At 44.6% G+C, this 18615-nt stretch carries 27 protein-coding genes; 14 read left to right on the plus strand and 13 right to left on the minus strand.

All coding sequences use genetic code 11. The annotated features are described in order from the left end of the window. Positions 1-2: 2 nt before the first annotated feature. Both MKZ11_RS01510 and MKZ11_RS01515 read left to right on the plus strand, forming a co-directional pair. On the plus strand, positions 3-500 hold the full coding sequence (locus tag MKZ11_RS01510) for a hypothetical protein (RefSeq protein WP_340792301.1): 498 nt from the start codon (positions 3-5) through the stop codon (positions 498-500). Further along, positions 497-625, plus strand: coding sequence for a hypothetical protein (locus MKZ11_RS01515; RefSeq protein ID WP_340792302.1), 129 nt, complete (start codon positions 497-499; stop codon positions 623-625). Before MKZ11_RS01510 ends, MKZ11_RS01515 begins: the two co-directional genes overlap by 4 nt. A gap of 424 nt (positions 626-1049) precedes the next feature. Here the strand turns inward: MKZ11_RS01515 and MKZ11_RS01520 are convergent, their stop codons facing one another. Then, entirely contained in the window at positions 1050-1580 is a 531-nt protein-coding gene (locus tag MKZ11_RS01520) for a YwhD family protein (RefSeq protein ID WP_340792303.1), read from the minus strand. A 68-nt stretch (positions 1581-1648) separates the two neighbouring features. Between MKZ11_RS01520 and MKZ11_RS01525 the strand changes: the two genes are divergently transcribed. Beyond that, the gene (locus MKZ11_RS01525; protein WP_340792304.1) at positions 1649-1834 is read left to right on the plus strand and encodes a 2-hydroxymuconate tautomerase; all 186 of its coding nucleotides are present in this window, start codon (positions 1649-1651) and stop codon (positions 1832-1834) included. Positions 1835-2177: 343 nt separating this feature from the next. On the opposite strand, the gene MKZ11_RS01530 is transcribed toward MKZ11_RS01525, so the two are convergent. Further along, a complete protein-coding gene (locus tag MKZ11_RS01530; protein ID WP_340792305.1) occupies positions 2178-2684 on the minus strand; it encodes a YwgA family protein in 507 nt (168 codons plus the stop codon). 11 nt (positions 2685-2695) lie between these two features. After that, positions 2696-3994 carry an HD domain-containing protein gene (locus tag MKZ11_RS01535; RefSeq protein WP_340792306.1) on the minus strand — a complete coding sequence of 433 codons (1299 nt, stop codon included), beginning with the start codon at positions 3992-3994 and terminating at the stop codon, positions 2696-2698. Between the two features lie 182 nt (positions 3995-4176). Between MKZ11_RS01535 and MKZ11_RS01540 the strand changes: the two genes are divergently transcribed. Beyond that, positions 4177-4812 carry an RsfA family transcriptional regulator gene (locus MKZ11_RS01540; protein ID WP_340792307.1) on the plus strand — a complete coding sequence of 212 codons (636 nt, stop codon included), beginning with the start codon at positions 4177-4179 and terminating at the stop codon, positions 4810-4812. A 140-nt stretch (positions 4813-4952) separates the two neighbouring features. On the opposite strand, the gene MKZ11_RS01545 is transcribed toward MKZ11_RS01540, so the two are convergent. Beyond that, complete coding sequence (locus tag MKZ11_RS01545; RefSeq protein WP_340792308.1) at positions 4953-5792, minus strand: lipoate--protein ligase family protein; 840 nt, start codon at positions 5790-5792, stop codon at positions 4953-4955. Positions 5793-5807: 15 nt separating this feature from the next. Then, entirely contained in the window at positions 5808-6782 is a 975-nt protein-coding gene (gene pta / locus MKZ11_RS01550; protein WP_340796884.1) for a phosphate acetyltransferase, read from the minus strand. Positions 6783-6954: 172 nt separating this feature from the next. Here pta and hemQ point away from each other — a divergent pair, with 172 nt between their 5' ends. Then, positions 6955-7704 carry a hydrogen peroxide-dependent heme synthase gene (gene hemQ, locus MKZ11_RS01555; RefSeq protein ID WP_340792309.1) on the plus strand — a complete coding sequence of 250 codons (750 nt, stop codon included), beginning with the start codon at positions 6955-6957 and terminating at the stop codon, positions 7702-7704. Between the two features lie 71 nt (positions 7705-7775). Here the strand turns inward: hemQ and MKZ11_RS01560 are convergent, their stop codons facing one another. Both MKZ11_RS01560 and MKZ11_RS01565 read right to left on the minus strand, forming a co-directional pair. Continuing rightward, complete coding sequence (locus tag MKZ11_RS01560; RefSeq protein ID WP_340792310.1) at positions 7776-8210, minus strand: hypothetical protein; 435 nt, start codon at positions 8208-8210, stop codon at positions 7776-7778. Between the two features lie 124 nt (positions 8211-8334). Continuing rightward, positions 8335-9186 carry an aminopeptidase gene (locus MKZ11_RS01565; RefSeq protein ID WP_445326964.1) on the minus strand — a complete coding sequence of 284 codons (852 nt, stop codon included), beginning with the start codon at positions 9184-9186 and terminating at the stop codon, positions 8335-8337. 74 nt (positions 9187-9260) lie between these two features. On the opposite strand from MKZ11_RS01565, the gene MKZ11_RS01570 reads away from it, so the two are divergent. Then, complete coding sequence (locus MKZ11_RS01570; protein ID WP_445326965.1) at positions 9261-9704, plus strand: cell wall hydrolase; 444 nt, start codon at positions 9261-9263, stop codon at positions 9702-9704. Positions 9705-9728: 24 nt separating this feature from the next. Next, positions 9729-10079 carry a spore coat protein GerQ gene (gene gerQ / locus MKZ11_RS01575; RefSeq protein WP_340792312.1) on the plus strand — a complete coding sequence of 117 codons (351 nt, stop codon included), beginning with the start codon at positions 9729-9731 and terminating at the stop codon, positions 10077-10079. Between the two features lie 139 nt (positions 10080-10218). Here the strand turns inward: gerQ and MKZ11_RS01580 are convergent, their stop codons facing one another. The 6 genes from MKZ11_RS01580 to MKZ11_RS01605 form a co-directional block, all read right to left on the minus strand. Then, positions 10219-11271, minus strand: a complete 1053-nt coding sequence (locus MKZ11_RS01580; protein ID WP_340792313.1) for a beta-carotene 15,15'-monooxygenase — start codon at positions 11269-11271, stop codon at positions 10219-10221. A 115-nt stretch (positions 11272-11386) separates the two neighbouring features. After that, a complete protein-coding gene (locus tag MKZ11_RS01585; protein ID WP_340792314.1) occupies positions 11387-11767 on the minus strand; it encodes a DUF423 domain-containing protein in 381 nt (126 codons plus the stop codon). Between the two features lie 84 nt (positions 11768-11851). Next, entirely contained in the window at positions 11852-12115 is a 264-nt protein-coding gene (locus tag MKZ11_RS01590) for a YwdI family protein (protein ID WP_340792315.1), read from the minus strand. Beyond that, the gene (locus tag MKZ11_RS01595; protein WP_340792316.1) at positions 12112-12288 is read right to left on the minus strand and encodes a uracil-DNA glycosylase; all 177 of its coding nucleotides are present in this window, start codon (positions 12286-12288) and stop codon (positions 12112-12114) included. The genes MKZ11_RS01590 and MKZ11_RS01595 overlap by 4 nt, the downstream gene beginning before the upstream one ends. A gap of 48 nt (positions 12289-12336) precedes the next feature. Next, on the minus strand, positions 12337-13023 hold the full coding sequence (locus tag MKZ11_RS01600) for a uracil-DNA glycosylase (RefSeq protein ID WP_340792317.1): 687 nt from the start codon (positions 13021-13023) through the stop codon (positions 12337-12339). A gap of 6 nt (positions 13024-13029) precedes the next feature. After that, entirely contained in the window at positions 13030-13782 is a 753-nt protein-coding gene (locus MKZ11_RS01605) for a DUF4230 domain-containing protein (protein WP_445327020.1), read from the minus strand. A gap of 113 nt (positions 13783-13895) precedes the next feature. Between MKZ11_RS01605 and MKZ11_RS01610 the strand changes: the two genes are divergently transcribed. From MKZ11_RS01610 to MKZ11_RS01640, 7 genes are all read left to right on the plus strand, one after another. Further along, positions 13896-14162, plus strand: a complete 267-nt coding sequence (locus MKZ11_RS01610) for a hypothetical protein (RefSeq protein ID WP_340792319.1) — start codon at positions 13896-13898, stop codon at positions 14160-14162. Positions 14163-14223: 61 nt separating this feature from the next. Next, positions 14224-15057 (plus strand): bifunctional hydroxymethylpyrimidine kinase/phosphomethylpyrimidine kinase, encoded by an 834-nt coding sequence (thiD, locus tag MKZ11_RS01615; RefSeq protein WP_340792320.1) that lies wholly within the window; start codon positions 14224-14226, stop codon positions 15055-15057. 461 nt (positions 15058-15518) lie between these two features. Continuing rightward, positions 15519-15869 carry a YojF family protein gene (locus MKZ11_RS01620; RefSeq protein WP_340792321.1) on the plus strand — a complete coding sequence of 117 codons (351 nt, stop codon included), beginning with the start codon at positions 15519-15521 and terminating at the stop codon, positions 15867-15869. Positions 15870-15891: 22 nt separating this feature from the next. Next, on the plus strand, positions 15892-16572 hold the full coding sequence (gene bshB2 / locus MKZ11_RS01625) for a bacillithiol biosynthesis deacetylase BshB2 (protein WP_340796886.1): 681 nt from the start codon (positions 15892-15894) through the stop codon (positions 16570-16572). Positions 16573-16864: 292 nt separating this feature from the next. After that, positions 16865-18217, plus strand: coding sequence for a YjiH family protein (locus MKZ11_RS01630; RefSeq protein ID WP_340792322.1), 1353 nt, complete (start codon positions 16865-16867; stop codon positions 18215-18217). A 53-nt stretch (positions 18218-18270) separates the two neighbouring features. After that, the gene (locus MKZ11_RS01635; RefSeq protein ID WP_340792323.1) at positions 18271-18429 is read left to right on the plus strand and encodes a hypothetical protein; all 159 of its coding nucleotides are present in this window, start codon (positions 18271-18273) and stop codon (positions 18427-18429) included. After that, entirely contained in the window at positions 18426-18596 is a 171-nt protein-coding gene (locus tag MKZ11_RS01640) for a hypothetical protein (RefSeq protein ID WP_340792324.1), read from the plus strand. Before MKZ11_RS01635 ends, MKZ11_RS01640 begins: the two co-directional genes overlap by 4 nt. Positions 18597-18615 lie beyond the last annotated feature (19 nt).

An 18615-nucleotide genomic window follows, 5' to 3' on the forward strand; every position in this document is an offset into this window, starting at 1 on the left:
GGTTGACGGGTGGATATGTGCGGTGGACGGCCAGTTATGAGCGCTGGACAGGTGGATACGAGCGGTCTTCAACCACTTATGAGCGCTCGACGGGAGGATATGAGCGGTCTTCAACTGTTATGAGCGCTCGGCAGGAAGATACGAGCGGTCTTCAATCACTTTTGAGCGCTCGGCAGGAAGATACGAGCGGTCTTCAATCACTTTTGAGCGCTTGGCGGGTGGATACGAGCGGTCTTCGGCCTGTTATGAGCGCTCGGCGGGTGGATACGAGCGGTCTTCAGCCTGATATGAGCGCTTGGCGGGTGGATATGAGCGGTCTTCAACCTGTTATGAGCGCTCGGCAGGAAGATATGTGCGGTCTTCAACCTGTTATGAGCGCTCGGCAGGTGGATACGGGCGGTCTTCTGCCTTTTATGAGCGCTCGGCGGGAAGATACGAGCGGTCTTCAACCACTTATGAGCGCTCGACGGGAGGATATGAGCGGTCTCTGCCTGTTATGAGCGCTCGGCGGGTGGATACGAGCGGTCTTCAACCACTTATGAGCGCTCGACGGGAGGATACGAGCGGTCTTCAACCACTTATGAGCGCTCGGCAGGAAGATACGAGCGGTCTTCAACTGTTATGAGCGCTCGACGGGAAGATATGTGCGGTCTTCAACCTGTTATGAGCGCTCGGCAGGTGGATATGAGCGGTCTTCAACTGTTATGAGCGCTCGGCGGGTGGATATGTGCGGTCTTCAACCTGTTATGAGCGCTCGACGGGAGGATACGAGCGGTCTACAGCCTGATATGATCGGCTGCCCCTCATTCATTAAATTCAAAAAAGCTTTCCTCCCCCGAATTACTTCTGGGTTGGAAAGCTTTTTTACCGTTCAAGGCGTCCTGTCGAATGGTGTATCGCGCTTGGGTTTGTTTGATAGACTATTCAGTAAGGAATGCACGATTCCGGTTGTCCTAGCTTACAATTGCAAGCTGTAATTTCAGTGTACTTCCTTTCAAGCCGACATTCAACCTCGGATGAAGAAGTATGCGGAATTTGTCACTTTTTGTTCACAACTCCGGAGAATCGACGCTCAAATCAATATGCAATTTCGGTTCGCTTCTATCCCACATTTCCTTATTATGAGTCATAAGGAAATCAGCTAGGATATGCTTTGATTTATCATCCATATGATCCACGATAATATTTCGTTTCATCGATTTATCCATCCGGTTTACATGATCTGCCAGCACTTTATATCCTCGGCGTTTTTCACGATTGACGACCATTTCACACGCCGTGACACCTGCATAATAAGGTCCTTCTTCGCGGAAATCAATTGTTACCCAGACAAGCCAGTATGGTTTTCCGCCTTCCGAATCTTCACGATTCAGCGTAAATTTGACCCCGCGCTCCGTGTCACTTCTGGCATGCATCGCGCCGATTTCAATGCGTGCAACCCCTTCGTTAACGTCGATAATAACAGGAGACACGTTTTCAAGTGACAATGATCCAATCCCGAACCCTTTGTGGCCGTCAGTCGGATCATCCTTTATAATTGTGAAACCCAATTTCTGCTTCGGTTTATTTTCATTTGGCATTTCTTCGTCCCCTCCAAATCTGATACTATATACACTATACCCAATAATTACGGGAAGGGGGAAATGAAATGCCATACGTAACTGTAAAAATGCTTGAAGGCCGGACAGAAGAACAGAAACGGGCACTTTGTGAAAAAGTGACAGAAGCAGTCGCAGAAACAACAGGTGCTCCTGCTGGTAATGTTGTCGTCTTCATTGAAGAAATGCCAAAGAATCATTATGCTGTCGCTGGAAAACGTCTAAGCGATCAATGATCTTCAACACACTCAAAAGGCTGTCCCCTAACGGAATCTTTCCGCTCAAATGGGACAGCCTTTTATTATTGGCGACGCTTTCCGCTCTTCTTTATTGTCCAGACTTCAAGCGTCAGCCCCTCGAGTCGCTTCTGTCCTAATGATAAAGACAAAAAAGCGTCTTTATCATTAGGCCTTCCAGCGCTTTTCGGAGCTTAACAACGCTTTCCGCTCTTCTTTATTGTCCAGACTTCAAGCGTCAGCCCCTCGAGTCGCTTCTGTCCTAATGATAAAGACAAAAAAGCGTCTTTATCATTAGGCCTTCCAGCGCTTTTCGGAGCTTAACAACGCTTTCCGCTCTTCTTTATTGAATTGCGTACGTTTGCATCTCGCTGATGAAATCAAACGCAGCCGTCATCTCTTCTTCGGAGAAGTTTAATTTATTTTTCACAATATGGACTTTGGCAATTTGCTCGTCCTTTTCGAGATGATCGAAGTATAGCAATGTCGAAACGAGCTCCAAGAAACGGGAACTCTTCACGTTCATGCTATCGATGCAAGTACCCAGCATTTCGGGGGCTTCCTCTGCCATTTCTAGAAAGCCCGTGCCTTCGCCTGTCACTTGGTAGCTATATTGGACATAGGATCCTTTGTCCGTACATTGTTCTGCCAGAAATCCCATTTCACATAATTCTTCAACGCGTAGCGTCAATTCCTCAGAATAGGGGCCGTACATATGTAGCTCATATTTTTCGGCAAAAGAGAAATTCATTTTTTTTGCGATATAAATCATTTTCTGCAACTTTTTTCTGCCGGTTACTTCATTCGCAATTGAAATGAATTGCACAATTTTAGCATGTTCTTGCAACAACTTACCCACTCCTAACCTTTCAGCATGTGTAATATCCGTTCGTATAGCGGATTCGTATCTTTTTCTGCTTCTAAAACGTCTTCCGGGAAATAAATTTTATGATCCGTCCGTCTTTTTCCTGAGATTGCGTCCACCACATCTGATGAACGTGACAACTCACTCAGGTCGCCATTTTGCATTTGTAAATAAATTGGCAAGCGCTCGTTTTCTTCACCCGGGCCATAAAAGTCATAGGGTAAGTCCGACGACGAATCCGTAACAAGGTAATAGGCAGGGTCGATTCCTGCTTCCTTGAATAATTGTTCGAGTTCACCAATTTTCCGATATTCCGTGGCCGGATCAAATTCGGCATACTGAAATAATCTGCGGTTGATAAAACGATAGCAAAGGTCAGACAAGATTGCATCGTCTTCCTTCATCCAAACCTGGAAATAAGTCATTAATATATTTTCATCGAGGGCAATATAATCCTCAAGCACAATCGTCTTGTCAAAAAACGAATGGAAATGGACAGGCTCTTGTTTAAAGATATACCCACTTTCATGCAAATGTTTCGCGCGATGCAATATTTTCGTCAATATGACTTCAGCACTGCGAGATACCGGGTGGAAATAGACTTGCCAGTACATCTGGTAACGGCTCATTATATAATCTTCCACCGCATGCATGCCGCTATACTTGATGACGGCTTGCTCTTCCGTTGGCCGCATGACACGCAAAATCCGTTCCATATCGAAATGACCGTACGAGACCCCCGTGAAGTAGGCATCACGCTGTAAGTAATCCATGCGGTCTGCGTCGATTTGGCTTGAAATCAAACTGACAACAAGCTTATCGGGATATGTTTTCCCAATTACATCAGCAACTTTTTGCGGGAAATCGGGTGCCACGCGGCGAAGGACCGCATTCACTTCTGTGTCCCCCAGCAAAATTGACTGTGTGAATTGTTCATGATCGAGATCGAACACTTTTTCAAATGCATGCGAAAAGGGACCGTGCCCGAGGTCATGCAGCAATGCCGCACACATCGTCACAAGGCGTTCCTCGTTATCCCATTCAGGCCTGCCGCTGAAACCGTCGTCAATGATGCGCCTGACAATTTCATAGACACCCAGCGAATGGTGGAACCGGCTATGCTCTGCCCCGTGAAATACGAGGTATGTCGTGCCTAGTTGCTTGATCCGGCGAAGGCGCTGAAATTCGCTTGTGCCAATTACATCCCAGATTACTCTGTCACGCACGTGAATATAGCGATGCACAGGATCTTTGAAAACTTTTTCTTCAACCAGTTTTTCATCTTTGTATTCCATCGTGCACCTCCGTCAACTCATTCCCTTTAGTATAATCTTAAAATCGTCTCGCAGGAAGATGGAAAAAGGTTCATTTGAGTGAAAAAAAGATAGAATGCTTTTTTCATTATGAATAAAGTAACGAAATCCTGTCCACACTGACCGTAGAAAGAGACTATGAACATATGACTGGAGGCACGGAAATGGTGAAAGTTAGACAGGATGCTTGGATTGAAGAAAACGATACTTTATTAGCCGACACAGTACTACGACATGTCCGCGAAGGTAGTACACAACTTAGCGCTTTCGAAGAAGTTGGGGACGCGCTGAACAGGACCGCAGCGGCTTGCGGGTTCAGATGGAACGCAGTTGTAAGACGGGACTATGAAAAAGAGCTTGCAGACGCAAAGAAAGAACGCAAGCAAGCAATACGTGTTCTCGGAAAAGACTTTAAACGACGTGGCCAACAATTGTACACGCCTTCGCAAGGACAAGAGGAAGAACAAAAGGTTTCTGTTCCGTTATCTGCACTCTCTCTCGATACGGTAATCGCTTATCTTGTACGTATGCATCACACAGGTGCGGGAGATAACGAGTCTCTTCGCTGGAGACAAACCGCTAAAATTGCGAATGAAAAGTCAGAGAAACTTCAAAGAGAAGTTGAAAAACTTCAGCAGGAGAATAAAACACTGCGCGCCGATTATGAGCAATTCGTTCAAATCATGAACCGCGCACGCCGTCTTGTTACGCTAGATGATGACGCGGATCGTACTGCACCCGTCTTTCAAATGGAACAAAACGGAAACCTAGTTTCAAAAGAACCGCCAATCAATCATTGATTGGCGGTTTTACCTTGGTGCGAGATTGTTTGGTAGAGTGTTGCTTTATTTGAAGTGGATGTTTAGTTCAGCGAAAACGTTGTCTACTACATAACAAAACAGGTGTCCCCCCTTTTTGTAGGACACCTGTTTAGCGTTTTTCATCCACGTGCTAGCATTTTTTGATTCCGTTCGAAAACACGGTTTAAATAAAATGTATATAAGTCCATTTCATCGGGTTTCAAGCCGCCCATATCAACGTTGTCTGCTAGTTCGCGCAACAACAGCTGTGTACGGATGACGACATCGCTTACGGTTAGCGGCAGTTCCATCAATTCTGACAGGGATGCCATCACTTCTGGTTGAATGGTTGGATAGGTAAACTTCATTTCTTCTCCACGCAAGCCAGTCTCGTAAAAGTTGCGGATCAGTTCTGCACGATCCGATCCGCTTCCCTCGACACATAAATAGACTTGAACCGCAATGCCTTGCCTCAGCCTGCGCTGTGAAATACCCGCGAATTTGCGACCGTCGATACTTAGATCATACGAACCTGGACAGTATGATCCAACAATTTCATAGGCTTCAATGCGTTTGCCCGCTTCCGGGAAAAGCATACGGACAAATGCGAGCATTACTTCGTAACCCGCCGGAATATCGATTGCCGAATCGCGTTCCGACAGCACTATCGATATATTTAATACACCCTCGTCGAGCACGACAGCCAGACCGCCCGAATTGCGGACGATTGCATTGTATCCGGCAGTTTCAAGCATTGAAATACCTTCTGCCACATACGGCAGCCGGTGATCTTGGATGCCGAGCACGACTGTTTTGTCATGCACCCATGTTCGGACGGTCGGGGCGCTCATCTGCTGGCCGACAAGATGACAAAGTGTATCATCTGCTGCAAACGATTCTAGCGCGGAACGATTGCGGGTCGTCATGGATTCATCTACGAAACGCCATTCGGGAATATATAAAAAAGATTCATATGTCATTTCAATATCTCCTGCTCATAGACTTTGCGCCGCTGTTAACAGAGCAAGCTTGTAGACATCGTCAGCGGAACAGCCGCGTGATAAATCATTCACGGGTGCGTTCAATCCTTGGAGGATCGGACCAATTGCCTCGTAGCCGCCTAGACGCTCCGCTATTTTATACCCGATATTGCCTGCTTCAAGCGACGGAAATACGTAGATATTCGCATTGCCTTGAATGACAGAGCCGGGTGCTTTTTTCGCAGCAATTTCCGGCACATAGGCTGCATCGAACTGGAATTCACCGTCAAGCGGTAGATTAGGTGCGAGCAATTGAGCAATTCTCACCGCTTCCGCAATTTTTTCCGTTTCTTCCGTTACAGCCGACCCTTTTGTGGAAAAGCTCAACATTGCAACATGCGGATCTACGCCGAATGCTCTCGCTGTTTTTGCACTTTCGACCGCAATCTCCGCCAGTTCCTGTGCTGTCGGTGCTACGGTAATGGCACAATCGGCGAAGACGAGCCGTTCTTTGCCTTTCATCATGATGAATGCGCCGCTTGTCCTTGAAATACCAGGTTTTGTCTTAATGATTTGGAGTGCCGGTCGTACTGTATCTGCCGTCGAATGCGCAGCCCCACTTACTAATCCGTCAGCCCGCCCAGTATAGACGAGCATCGTTCCAAAATAATTGACGTCTTTTAACTGCTCATGCGCTTGTTCCAAAGATGCTTTGCCGTTGCGGCGCTCGACGAATTTTTCAGCAAGTTCCTCAAAATAAAGAGCGCTCGCAGGGTTGATGACTTCGATTTCCGAAATAGCAATTCCCGCTTCAGTTGCTGCCTCTGATACCTCGGTTTCATCGCCAAGAAGGACTGGCTTTACAAGCCCTTCTTCTTGTAGCCGTGACGCTGCTTCCAATACGCGTTTGTCCGTTCCTTCCGGAAGAATGATTGTCTTGCGTCTGCCGCTTAGACTTTTTTTAATTTCAGCAAATAAATCCATCAGTATTTATCACCTTTCGCACGTTCTTATACACTAAGCATACACCAACAAGTCAGGCTGTAAAAGCGATTCACTTCATGTCAAATTCGTGACAACAGCGCTCGCAAAGGACGTCTAATGACCTTCTATGCTACACTAATCTAAGAAGTTAATTCATAATGAAGGAGTCTGATTTCATATGATCGAAGCAGCACAAACACTCGATGGCTGGTATGTTTTACACGATTTACGCTCGATGGACTGGGCATCATGGAAATTAGTTTCAAAAGAAGAACGTCAAGCAGCAGTAGATGAATTTCTTGTCTACCTTGAAAAACTCCAAAAAGCGGACGATGCTAAAACGGGCGCACACGCTTTCTATACAGTAATTGGCCAAAAAGCCGATTTCATGCTCATGACTTTACGTCCGACGATGGACGAACTGCAAGACTTGGAAACGGAATTCAATAAGCTCGCAATTGCAGATTTCACGATTCCAGCGTATTCGTACCTGTCAGTCGTTGAACTCTCGAACTACCTTGCAGGCGAGTCCACTGATGATCCTTACCAGAACCCATATGTACGCGGACGTCTGTACCCTGAACTGCAACGCAGCCAATATATCTGCTTCTATCCGATGGACAAGAAGCGCGACGGCGATGTGAACTGGTACATGCTCGATATGGACAAACGAAAAGAATTGATGCGTGCGCACGGTTTGATCGGCCGCAGCTACGCTGGAAAAGTGAAACAAATCATTTCAGGCTCCGTCGGTTTTGACGATTACGAATGGGGCGTTACATTGTTCGCAGACGACGTTCTCCAATTCAAAAAACTGATTTACGAAATGCGTTTTGACGAAGTAAGCGCACGCTACGCTGAGTTCGGCTCATTCTTTGTGGGTACGATTTTAGAAGGCGACAAAAAAGCTGCATTTTTCAATGTATAATTGAATTGACACCACAGAGAAGGGACTATAACCATAGCGGTTTTAGTCCCTTTTATATAGATGAATTCAATTTACTTCAACGCCTGAAACCTTTTCGTTTCAGCGATTGCTATGTCATTTTCATGCGCAAAGTGAATAAGATCTTCAATGACTTTATCGGGAGAGAAAGAAACAATACGTATATTGACTCCCTTGTCTGCCTTTATAATCGCTCCCTTTTCACGCCAACCAATCCGTTTGAATTTTATGACCTTTATTTGTCCAGCCTGAATCTTTTTTCTATAAATCGGTACAGTCAAGAGAAAAACTTCGTATATCAAATGCCCATCTTTAATTGTAAATTGATACGTTATGAAAATTGCTAAAATCAAGCATACGCCAATTAAAATTAAAATATAAAAAAACCAGCCATTTGAATGATTTAAAAATTCATATCTACTCGTTACCACTGGTATTACCAGTAAAAAAACTAATCCTATCCGTTTTGTTTTTGCCTGATAAACCAATCGCATGCCCCCTCTATGAAAGTAGCTGTCCCAGAAATATTGAGTGTCTATTAATGATACGTGTGTTGCACTCCATTGTTTCATTATTTTACATATATATTCCCGAACAGGAGGAAGGCATTTTTTATTTTTTTAACCATGCCACGATATCCGCCTTCATATCATTGCCATTCCAGAACGTAAACGCTTCTTCCTCTCCTACTCTTTCAACAAGATGCTCAACATACTTTGTCCCCAGTAAATAGCCTAACCGGTTATAACCGAAGTAGCTGCCGCCGGATAAGCGGAACCATTCCTTTTCTTTCACCGTGTCCCATCCAGATAACACATCTTGCAGAAAACGTTGCTTTACTTCGCGTTTATTCCCCTCAAAACAGTTTACCCATGAATCCCCGTCATCATCATACGTGAAATACACCGACTGATTTAGCACAGGGACAATTTTTCTCGATAAATACGTGGCAACGCCCTCCGTATAAAGTGTTGTCAGTCCGTGTATCCAATCGACTGTCTTCCAGTCCATCCCCTGCCTATCGGCCAATGAAAAATGAGTGACATGACCAATTTCATGTGCAACAATCACTTTTAAATGTTCCGTTACAGGAGATAATTTCTCTGTCGCAAAGTAAATATCCCCCTTAATTTCCCGTGTGACAAATGCATTCGAACCAAATGTGCCAACGAGGATTGTATAATTAATAGCAAGATCATTATTGAATACTTCCGTATAAACTCCGTCAATTTCCTCAATAATCCTCGGCAACTTCTCTGACATGGTACGTATGTCGTTGAGTTTCCCAGGGTATGTATCAGTCGCTGTCTGAAGTCGTTCTTCCGTTTTCGGACAGTGGTTCGGAAAGTACTGGTCAAACACCTCTGGATGCCTATTGATATATGTTTCTAAATCGTGTAACTCAAATTTCGTCTTTGAGTCATACAACGCCAAAAAGTCTGGAATGATCGTTTTAATACGCAAGTGAGTCCCTCCCTTTTTCTTAGTTTACCTAAACGACTTTTCTTTTCCAGTCATGTTTACTACAGTCAATTCATATGATTCCCCAAGGGGGTTGTGCCGTGGCGGTGATAAAATACACTGATGCAGAACTTGATCTGCTCGCACGGTTGATGCGTGCCGAAGCGGAAGGTGATGGCGAGTTAGGTATGCTTCTCGTCGGCAATGTCGGAGTGAACCGCGTACGTTCGGGTTGTCTGGATTTTAATGATATACGAACTTTGCAGGATATGGTTTTCCAGAGCCCGGGAGGCTTCGAAGCGACAACAAAAGGTTATTTTTATCAACGTGCCCGAGAGCTGGACCGTAAATTGGCGAGGCGTGTTGTAAATGGCGAACGTTTCACTCCGGGTGAACGCTCCTTATGGTTTTTCATGCCGGCCGGGGATTGCCCAGCCCAGTGGTATAACCAATGGAACACCGGCAGATTCAAGTCACACTGTTTCTATTCCCCAACGGTTCAAGACTGCCCGAACGTGTAACTCAAAAGAAGAAAGGATGAAGAAATGGTCCAATACTATTGGAATCAGCCCTATCAAAATCAGCATGTCACACCGCCGCAAGTAACGCTTCCAGCTGGAGGAAGGCAACCCGGACCGCCTCGTCGCGAGGAGTCATACATCGAAAACATTTTACGATTGAACAGAGGTGAACCCGGAACCTTCCATTTTTCATTCGAGCATGCACTGGATAACGGAAAAAATACGAAAAGCGTGCGTGGTACTGTAGAGGCTGCCGGCCGTGACCATGTCATTTTAAGCGATTCGTCTACAGGACATCGTTTTCTATTCCCGATGATTTATTTCGATTATGCCGAATTTGATAATGAAGTGAAGTATTTCCCGCAGCAACCTTGAAATGAACAAGGTCATTAGAGGTTAGACATGAAATCTATCTGTCCTAACTGATTCACAGTATGGGATTTCATCATTTTCTAAGCCAAAAAAAATCTTCCGTCTGCCTTATTCGGGGCTTTGCGGAAGATTTTTTGTTAAATTAATTTAAACGGGCATCAATATAACTCCGGAACTGAATTGGATCATCCACCCGTATCGCTGCTTTCGAAAATTCTTTTTCGAATCCCAAAAAGAGTGTGGCGCTTAGTGGCCGCTTAAATGTAATGACACATTGCGGCAGCACTTCTTCAAAATCCCGTGCTATAAAATCAATTGTATCTTTTGCCTTCAGATTTTCATTGGCGGCGTCATTTCCCCATGCCACATGCTCAATTTCAGCAAATGGAATGACCATCCGTTTTCCTAATCCGAGGGCGACACGGATTTGTTTTTCATCGACAACAAGTGAATTGAGTCGAACTGCTTGAATATCCCCAATAAAGAAAACGACTGAATAGATATTCAAAATGAGAAGAACGATTGAAAGTATCATCGACTTGTCGTGGAGCCACCAGTGGATACCTATAGTTTCAATGACAATCGCATGAATCATCATGACATAGAAGGCAATAAAACTTGTTTTCTTATGAATCGAAAAATGGTTCTCCGCCGTAATCGGACGTTTCTTCCATGTACCGAATGCGTAATAAAACATAAGTGTTTCAGCGCTAATTATTTTGATGAGTGGATGCTTACCAATTTGCTTCTCAACTAACGTTGTAAATGTGAATAATGGACCTTCTCCACTGACTTTTATATCCCGAATGATTCGGGGGGTATGTTTTAAAAGAATAAAGAGGAGGCTTATTTCCGCGAGAAGTATAATACCTTCAATTGCGATTGCGATGTAAGGGATGAATTTGAATGGTTCAAAGTAAGCTGTTGGAATAATAATTCTTGCTACAATTATGCCGAGCATCATGAATGTTACAAACCTTTTCACGGTGAATCCTTTTTTGCGCGTCATTGCAAGAATGAGAAATGGAGCGACTATCGAAAAGTCTATAAGTGACCCAACAATAACCCACGTCGCATCTGCAGGTGCCGGCAAAATCGGGATCGGCAAACGATAGAGAGCAAGATTTGACGTAAAAACAAGTACGAGGACCATCATCAGTAATGGTGATTTTGAATTCTGCTTAGTAAAAATCATAAAAGCACCTCTTTTTCTTTTCATTATAGCATTGCAATCTCGCTCAATTATCTGATTCGATTGACAATTTTCCGACATTTTTTACAACAAAAAAACAGGAGAACGGACTCCTGTTTCAGTTTGAAAATTTAACTGCCGCGACAATAAGCATGATCCACCCTGCGATGAATGCAACACCGCCGATTGGCGTAATAGCGCCAAGTATACCGATTCCCGACAAGCTCAGTACATATAAGCTACCCGAGAAGAAAATAATACCGACTAGAATCAAGTACCCCGCCCAGCTCAACTGTGTGACCGATCCGAAGAGTGATGGACTCATCAGAATGCCGACTACAATCAATGCAAGTGCGTGGAACATTTGATACTGTACAGCAGTTTCCCAGATTGCTAAATAGTGTTCGGACAATTTCTCTTTTAAGGCGTGTGCTCCAAAAGCACCGAACGCAACAGCGATTGCAGCGTTGACAGCCCCTGCGATAATGAAAAATGGCATATTGTTTCCTGCTTCCTTTACGGATGCCAACACATTCACGAAATTAGAGGTAGATAAATTGCGTGAATACTTGGCACCCTTATTTCAAAAGTCAAATATAGAGCCGCCGTTTGCATCCTCTTCTACAAGCGGTTTGCCTTCTAACGAGGTAATTGATTGAACAGCGCTTGGGGTTGAAAGCATTTTAGGAACAAGCTTCTCTTCACGCTTACCCTCACCGCCAAGTGCTACTTCACAAAGCGATCTGACAGCGGATAACGCTTCACGCATTGCATACTCGTCATTCGTGCGTCTTGCAACACTCAATTGCCGCTCCATTTCTGAGATAAGCCGGTCGTATGGAATCACTGTTTAGTATCCCCTTTCTTCTGTTCAAATTGCAAACAGTCCATGCCGGACGATCTTTTGACAACGACCGAAGGCATCTCCCGCGTCTTAAATCCATATGCTTTACATCCACGCGGATTCCGCTGCTCCCACGTTATGAAGAAATATTGGCATTGAAAACAATTTACTGCCACTTGCGATCAACCTCTTTTCATCCAACTTTAGCACGGCGGCCGCGCTAGTTAAAGTACCCCGCCTGTTCGACACCAGTCAATCGGTGGTTCATCCCACGACTTGAGTAGCTGATTCGTCTTCGTATACGGACGGCTGCCGATAAAACCGCGACTTGCACTCAGCGGGCTTGGATGAACCGATTCGATAATTGCATGAAGTGATGTATTGATCAGTTTCTTTTTTTCCTGAGCCGGACGTCCCCATAAGACGAAGACAATCGGTTTCTCTCTATCCGACAATTGCCGGATCACTTCGTCCGTGAATGTCTCCCAACCTTGCTTGCGGTGTGAATGAGCCCGCCCTTGCCTTACGGTAAGCACCGTATTCAGCATCAGGACACCCTGCTCTGCCCATCCCGTCAGTGTTCCGTTTTCAGGAAGTGGACAGCCGACATCAGAAGAAAGCTCCTTAAACATGTTGCGCAGACTCGGCGGTATCTTGACACCGGGCTTCACTGAAAAACTTAATCCATGTGCCTGTCCCGGTCCGTGATAAGGGTCCTGTCCTAAAATGACGACCTTCACATCATTGAAAGGTGTCAATTTGAACGCAGTCCATAAATCTTCCATCTGCGGATAAATCGTTTCCTCTGCATATTCTATTTTCAGGAATTCACGTAGCTTACTATAATAGGGTTTCTCAAATTCATCATTCAGGACGTCATCCCAATCATTTTTAAAAAGCTTGTTATGCACAATTCCTCACTCCTTGAATTCAATTGTCACATCATAGCCCGCGAATGAAAACATTTCACGCAGCGTCTTCTCTGCATTTTGTTGCGCCATTTTCAAGACACCTTGTCCAGCAGTTTCTTCCAATATAAGCTCTTTTGCTTCTGCAGCAAGTTCATAGGCCTCTTCTATATTCGCCTTTTCTCGGAATACACCTTCGTACGAATACACTTCCACTTTATCGAAAAAGATTTCTGCTCCACCTAAAAAAGTAGCTGGCGGCAAGGTAAGTTTTGCCGTTTTCTTCACTTCATCGACGGAAACATCACTTTCTGTCAGGCCTGACATGTCGACGCCTGCTTTCACTGATCCAGGAATGACGACTAATAACTGTCGTTTCGTTCCCGGCAAATTGAGTCCTATGCTTTGTCCAAACAATGTATTATCTTGTCGTTCAATAATAACTTTCGTATATGCTTCGGCTGTTGCAAGTTCGTTCAAATCTTGAATTTGTTCAAGGAATGCGCCTTTCTGTTCTGTAAACGTGCTCCCTTGTTTCAATATGAAGAACGTCAAAAAAGGCAAGGCAACTATCAGCAGCAAGATAAGAAGTGCAATTGCAATGAAAGGCTTTTTCCAGACTGAAAAAAAGGCTTTCCCGACACGCCAAAATCCGGATGGACGGTCTTCTACTTCTTCCATAGTCACCGCAGTTTCCTCTTCAGAAGCTTTCAATTCTTTCAGCAACCGTTCGATTTCATCTATTTTCTTTTCCTCCGCCATTTCATCCCTCTTTTCCTCTTTATCCGACATACTCTTATACGTTTACATTATAGGAAATTGGCGGTTCAAACAACTAGAAAGACATGGTAGGATTGTCTGAGGGGGAATGCGACATGGCTGATATGCAATTACGGGAGAAGATGAAAAAAGTTTCTGAAGCCGCAAAACATGGTAACCTTATGCCAGAACGCTCTAAAAATGCAGGACTCATCGTTTTCCTAATCCTCAGCGGGTGCGGAATTATCATCATGTTCGCACTTGCCATAGGACTTATCCTAAATAAGTATTTTATAGGTGCTACTGTGATTTTTGGTATTGTGGCCCTACTCATATACTCCATTTATAAAATAATGAAAGCCGATAACATCGGACAATTGTAATTTCCGATTTTTTTGATAAGATTAGGTTAGAATTTATTCAAAAAAAGGAGAGCTACCCATTATGACGCTTAAAAAGACTTTAACTATCGCAGGATCCGATACATCAGGCGGCGCTGGTATTGCGGCGGACTTAAAAACATTCCAAGAGCACGGCACATACGGCATGACGGCAATTACAGTCATCGTGACGATGGATCCGGATAATAATTGGTCACACGGCGTTTACTCCTTGCCGGTCGATGTCTTAAAAGCACAAATCAAAACTGCACTTTCAACAGGAATCGATGCGATTAAGACGGGCATGCTCAGCACAGAAGAAATTATCAAAATCGCTGGCAACGCGATTTCAGAATCAGGGCTAAGTCACGTAGTCATTGACCCTGTTATGGTTTGTAAAGGTGAAGATGAAGTGTTGAACCCCGGCACAGTCGACGCCATGATTGAATTTCTTCTTCCAAAAGCGGAAATCGTCACACCGAACTTGTTTGAAGCCGGGCAGCTTGCCGGTATGAAAACACCGAAAACCATTGATGATATGAAAGCGGCCGCAGAAAAAATCCATTCTCTTGGCGCTCGCAATGTTGTCATCAAAGGCGGCAAACAGCTTGAACACGATAAAGCAGTGGATTTGTTCTATGATGGTACTACGTTCACCCTTCTTAAAACGGAGAAAACAGATACAACTTACAATCACGGTGCAGGCTGTACGTTTGCTGCAGCAATTACAGCGAACCTCGCAAATGGCCTAGACGTGAAAGAATCCGTTTTGGAAGCTAAAAAGTTCGTTTCAGCTGCAATTGCAAACGGCTGGAAACTGAACGAATATGTTGGACCTGTTATGCATGGAGCTAAAAGTCGTTTCGGTGCACCTGAAATTACAACAACTGAAATTTAATCAATACATGCAACGGCCGGAAGATCATTTCCAGGCCGTTTTTACATTGCACAGACTTCAGGCGCCTGCGTATTTCCTACTGTCTAGCTCCGGCGCCTAGAGGCTCGGGTCATAAGTCAGCCCAGCTACTCGGCAAAGGACGCCGCTTCGCCGGTCTGCCATATGCCTGTCGCCTCTACCAAGGCGCTTGCGCTTTTCTTATTGTCTAGCTCCGGCGCCTAGAGGCTCGGGTCATAAGTCAGCCCAGCTACTCGGCAAAGGACGCCGCTTCGCCGGTCTGCCATATGCCTGTCGCCTCTACCAAGGCGCTTGCGCATTTCTTAGTGTCTAGCTCCAGCGCCTAGCCCCTCGGGTCTACCAAGGCGCTTGCGCATTTCTTATTGAAACAGACAAATCGCATTCAACAGTCCTTTTCTATATACTGAAGAGAAGCATTGTTACAGTTTTAAGGAGGGCTATTCATGGAATTAGTAAAACCAGATCATTTACAAGAACTCATAACTTCTTTCGCGAACAAAGACGTGTACATCCATCTCGAAACGACGAACGGTTCCTATGCCGCTCATTTCAATGAAAATGTATTTAACGCGGGTGCATTCATCCGCAATATCGTCATCAAATTCGAACTTGGAAAAGTAGCCGGCGACTCGCCTCACCGTATCGGTCTGAAACTTCCATCCGGTTGGATTTACGCGCAGGGTATCACACATTATAAACTCGATGAACACGGGCGTCTGCTTATGGCAGGACTCGATGCGGAAGGTAAACTTGCAGTCGCACTTGAAATCAGCGAGACACCGTTCACATATTAATTAAGGAGGCTATTTTTTTATGATTAAGAAAGAACGTCACGTACTTGTCATATTCCCCCACCCTGATGATGAAGCATTCGGCGTCTCGGGCACTATTTCTTCTTACCGGGATATGGGCGTACCGGTCACATACGCCTGTTTAACATTGGGTGAAATGGGACGAAACTTAGGCAATCCGCCTTTCGCGAACCGCGAGACATTGCCTCAAATACGAAAAGAAGAACTTCAAAAAGCATGTGCTGCAATGGGGATCGATGATCTGCGCATGATGGGATTCAGGGATAAAACAGTCGAATTCGAAGATGATGAAAAAATGGTGAAACTCGTTTCAGATTTAATCGAAGAAACGAATCCTTCACTTGTCATCTCATTCTATCCAGGTCTTGCTGTCCACCCTGACCACGATGCAACTGCACGCGCAGTTGTGCGTGCAATCCGAAGAATGCCGGAAACAGAACGCCCGGCGCTTTACACACTCGCCTTCGCGAATAATACAGCTGAAGTCCTGGGTGAGCCCGATGTCATTCACGATGTTACAGCTAACGCCGATAAAAAAATCGCAACGCTGAATGCTCACGCGTCTCAGACCGTTTGGATGATGAAAGAGATGGAAGTAAAGTGGGCAGCGAAAGATCCTGAAGCGCTTAAATGGCTAAATTACGAGCGTTTTTATACGTATAAGTGGGATCGGGATTTTGAGTAAAAAGACTGCATTATAAATTTGCTGTCTAAATGGCACAACTCAATAAATCATTTATAAAAAGGGACTACAAATCGTATTGATTTTAGTCCCTTTTTAGAGCGTTTATTTACTGAACTAATTATAACTTCCCCTGATTTAAATCCGTTAGCACTGATAGCTATAAGGTATTCAAAAAACAATGGACTGAAAATTTATAATAGTATATACTTTATTTATAAAGGGATAAAACAATATAATATGTATAATTATTCACTGTATACATGTTATACTGTTATAAAAAGGGGAAGATAAAATGAAAAAGTTCGCGTTATCCACATGGTTCTATTTTTTAGTTCCGTCGATTCTCGGTATTCTGTTGTTCATGGTGCCGATGAAGTATGCCGGAGACTGGAAAATACCAATTGCCATATTTGCAGATTTACTATCAACTTCTATTGCTCCGGTCATGCCTTGGGTTGCTACGGTTACGCTAATTATCGCGGCACTCGGTTCGATTGTATTTCTGGGCATTTCAAAGGACCGGGTAAAACCGTCTTTTATAACAAACTTATTTAAAGTGTCACTCTTCTGGACAATCGTTCGGATTATCGGAGCTATTTTAGCTTTACTTACGGTTCTTCAAGTGGGTCCGAAAGCAGTTTGGAGTGAAAATACAGGTGGACTTCTATTAAGTGAAACCGGACTTGTTACATTCCTGTTTACAATCTTTTTATTCGCAGGAATCCTTTTGCCGCTTCTTCTGAATTTCGGATTACTCGAATTTTTCGGGACGATGATGGTGAAGATCATGCGCCCCGTATTCAAAATACCAGGCCGTTCTTCAATCGATGCACTGACATCCTGGATTGGAGATGGAACAATTGGTGTCTTGCTGACAAGTAAACAGTATGAAGAGGGTTTTTATACGAAAAAAGAAGCAGCGATTATCGGGACAACTTTCTCTGTTGTGTCGATCACCTTTTCGATTATCATTATTGAAGAAGTGGGACTCGGCTCTTATTTCCTGCCATTTTACGGCACAGTCGTTTTAACGGGACTTGTCCTTGCATTCATTATGCCGCGGATTTATCCTCTTTCAAAAAAGAAGGAAGAATACATAGATGGCAGGCCATTTACAGGTGATGAGGAGAAATTACCAGAAGGATACAACTCCTTCACACACGGTCTTGAAAATGCATTAATAACTGCAAATAAAAACCGTTCAATGGTTAAAACATTTTCAGAAGGTCTGAAAAATGTCCTTGATATGTGGGTTGGTGTTATCCCGGTTGTTATGGCCTTCGGGACGATTGCACTGATTCTGGCAGAGTATACAAGTGTCTTCACGATTTTAGGGAAACCGTTTGTACCGATTCTGTCTATCCTCGGTATACCTGAGGCGGCAGAGGCAGCACAACTTATGGTTGTTGGATTCACGGACATGTTCCTTCCAGTAATCCTTGCAAATGGTCTAATTACATCTGAGTTGACCTTGTTCGTTGTTGCCACTGTTTCAGTAACACAACTCATTTTCATGGCAGAAGTTGGGGGACTTCTGCTAGGCTCAAAGATTCCGGTAAACTTTTTTGAACTTGTTGTTATTTTCCTCTTGCGTACGGTGATTTCATTGCCGATTATCGCGGGGGTAGCACATTTGTTATTTTAATGAAGTATGGCGAGGCCCTGCAGATTGTTGCGGGGTCTTTTTTGTGGAGATAAATGGGGTTATGGTCGGGTTTTGCGGGGGATATGAGCGGTCTTGCTTGGGATACGATCGGTCTTGGGAGAGATATGAGCGGTCTCGTGTGGGATACGATCGGTCTTGGGGGGGATATGAGTGGTCTTCCGCGGGATACGATCGGTCTTGGGGAGATATGAGCGGTCTCGTGTGGGATACGATCGGTCTTGCGGGAAATATGAGCGGTCTCGTGTGGGATACGATCGGTCTTGGGAGAGATATGAACGGTCTCGTGTGGGATACGATCGGTCTTGGGGGAGATATGAGCGGTCTTCCGCGGGATACGATCGGTCTTGGGGAGATATGAGCGGTCTCGCCCGGGATAT

It is taken from the genome of Sporosarcina sp. FSL K6-1508 (genome assembly GCF_038007465.1).
GTDB lineage: Bacteria > Bacillota > Bacilli > Bacillales_A > Planococcaceae > Sporosarcina > Sporosarcina psychrophila_B.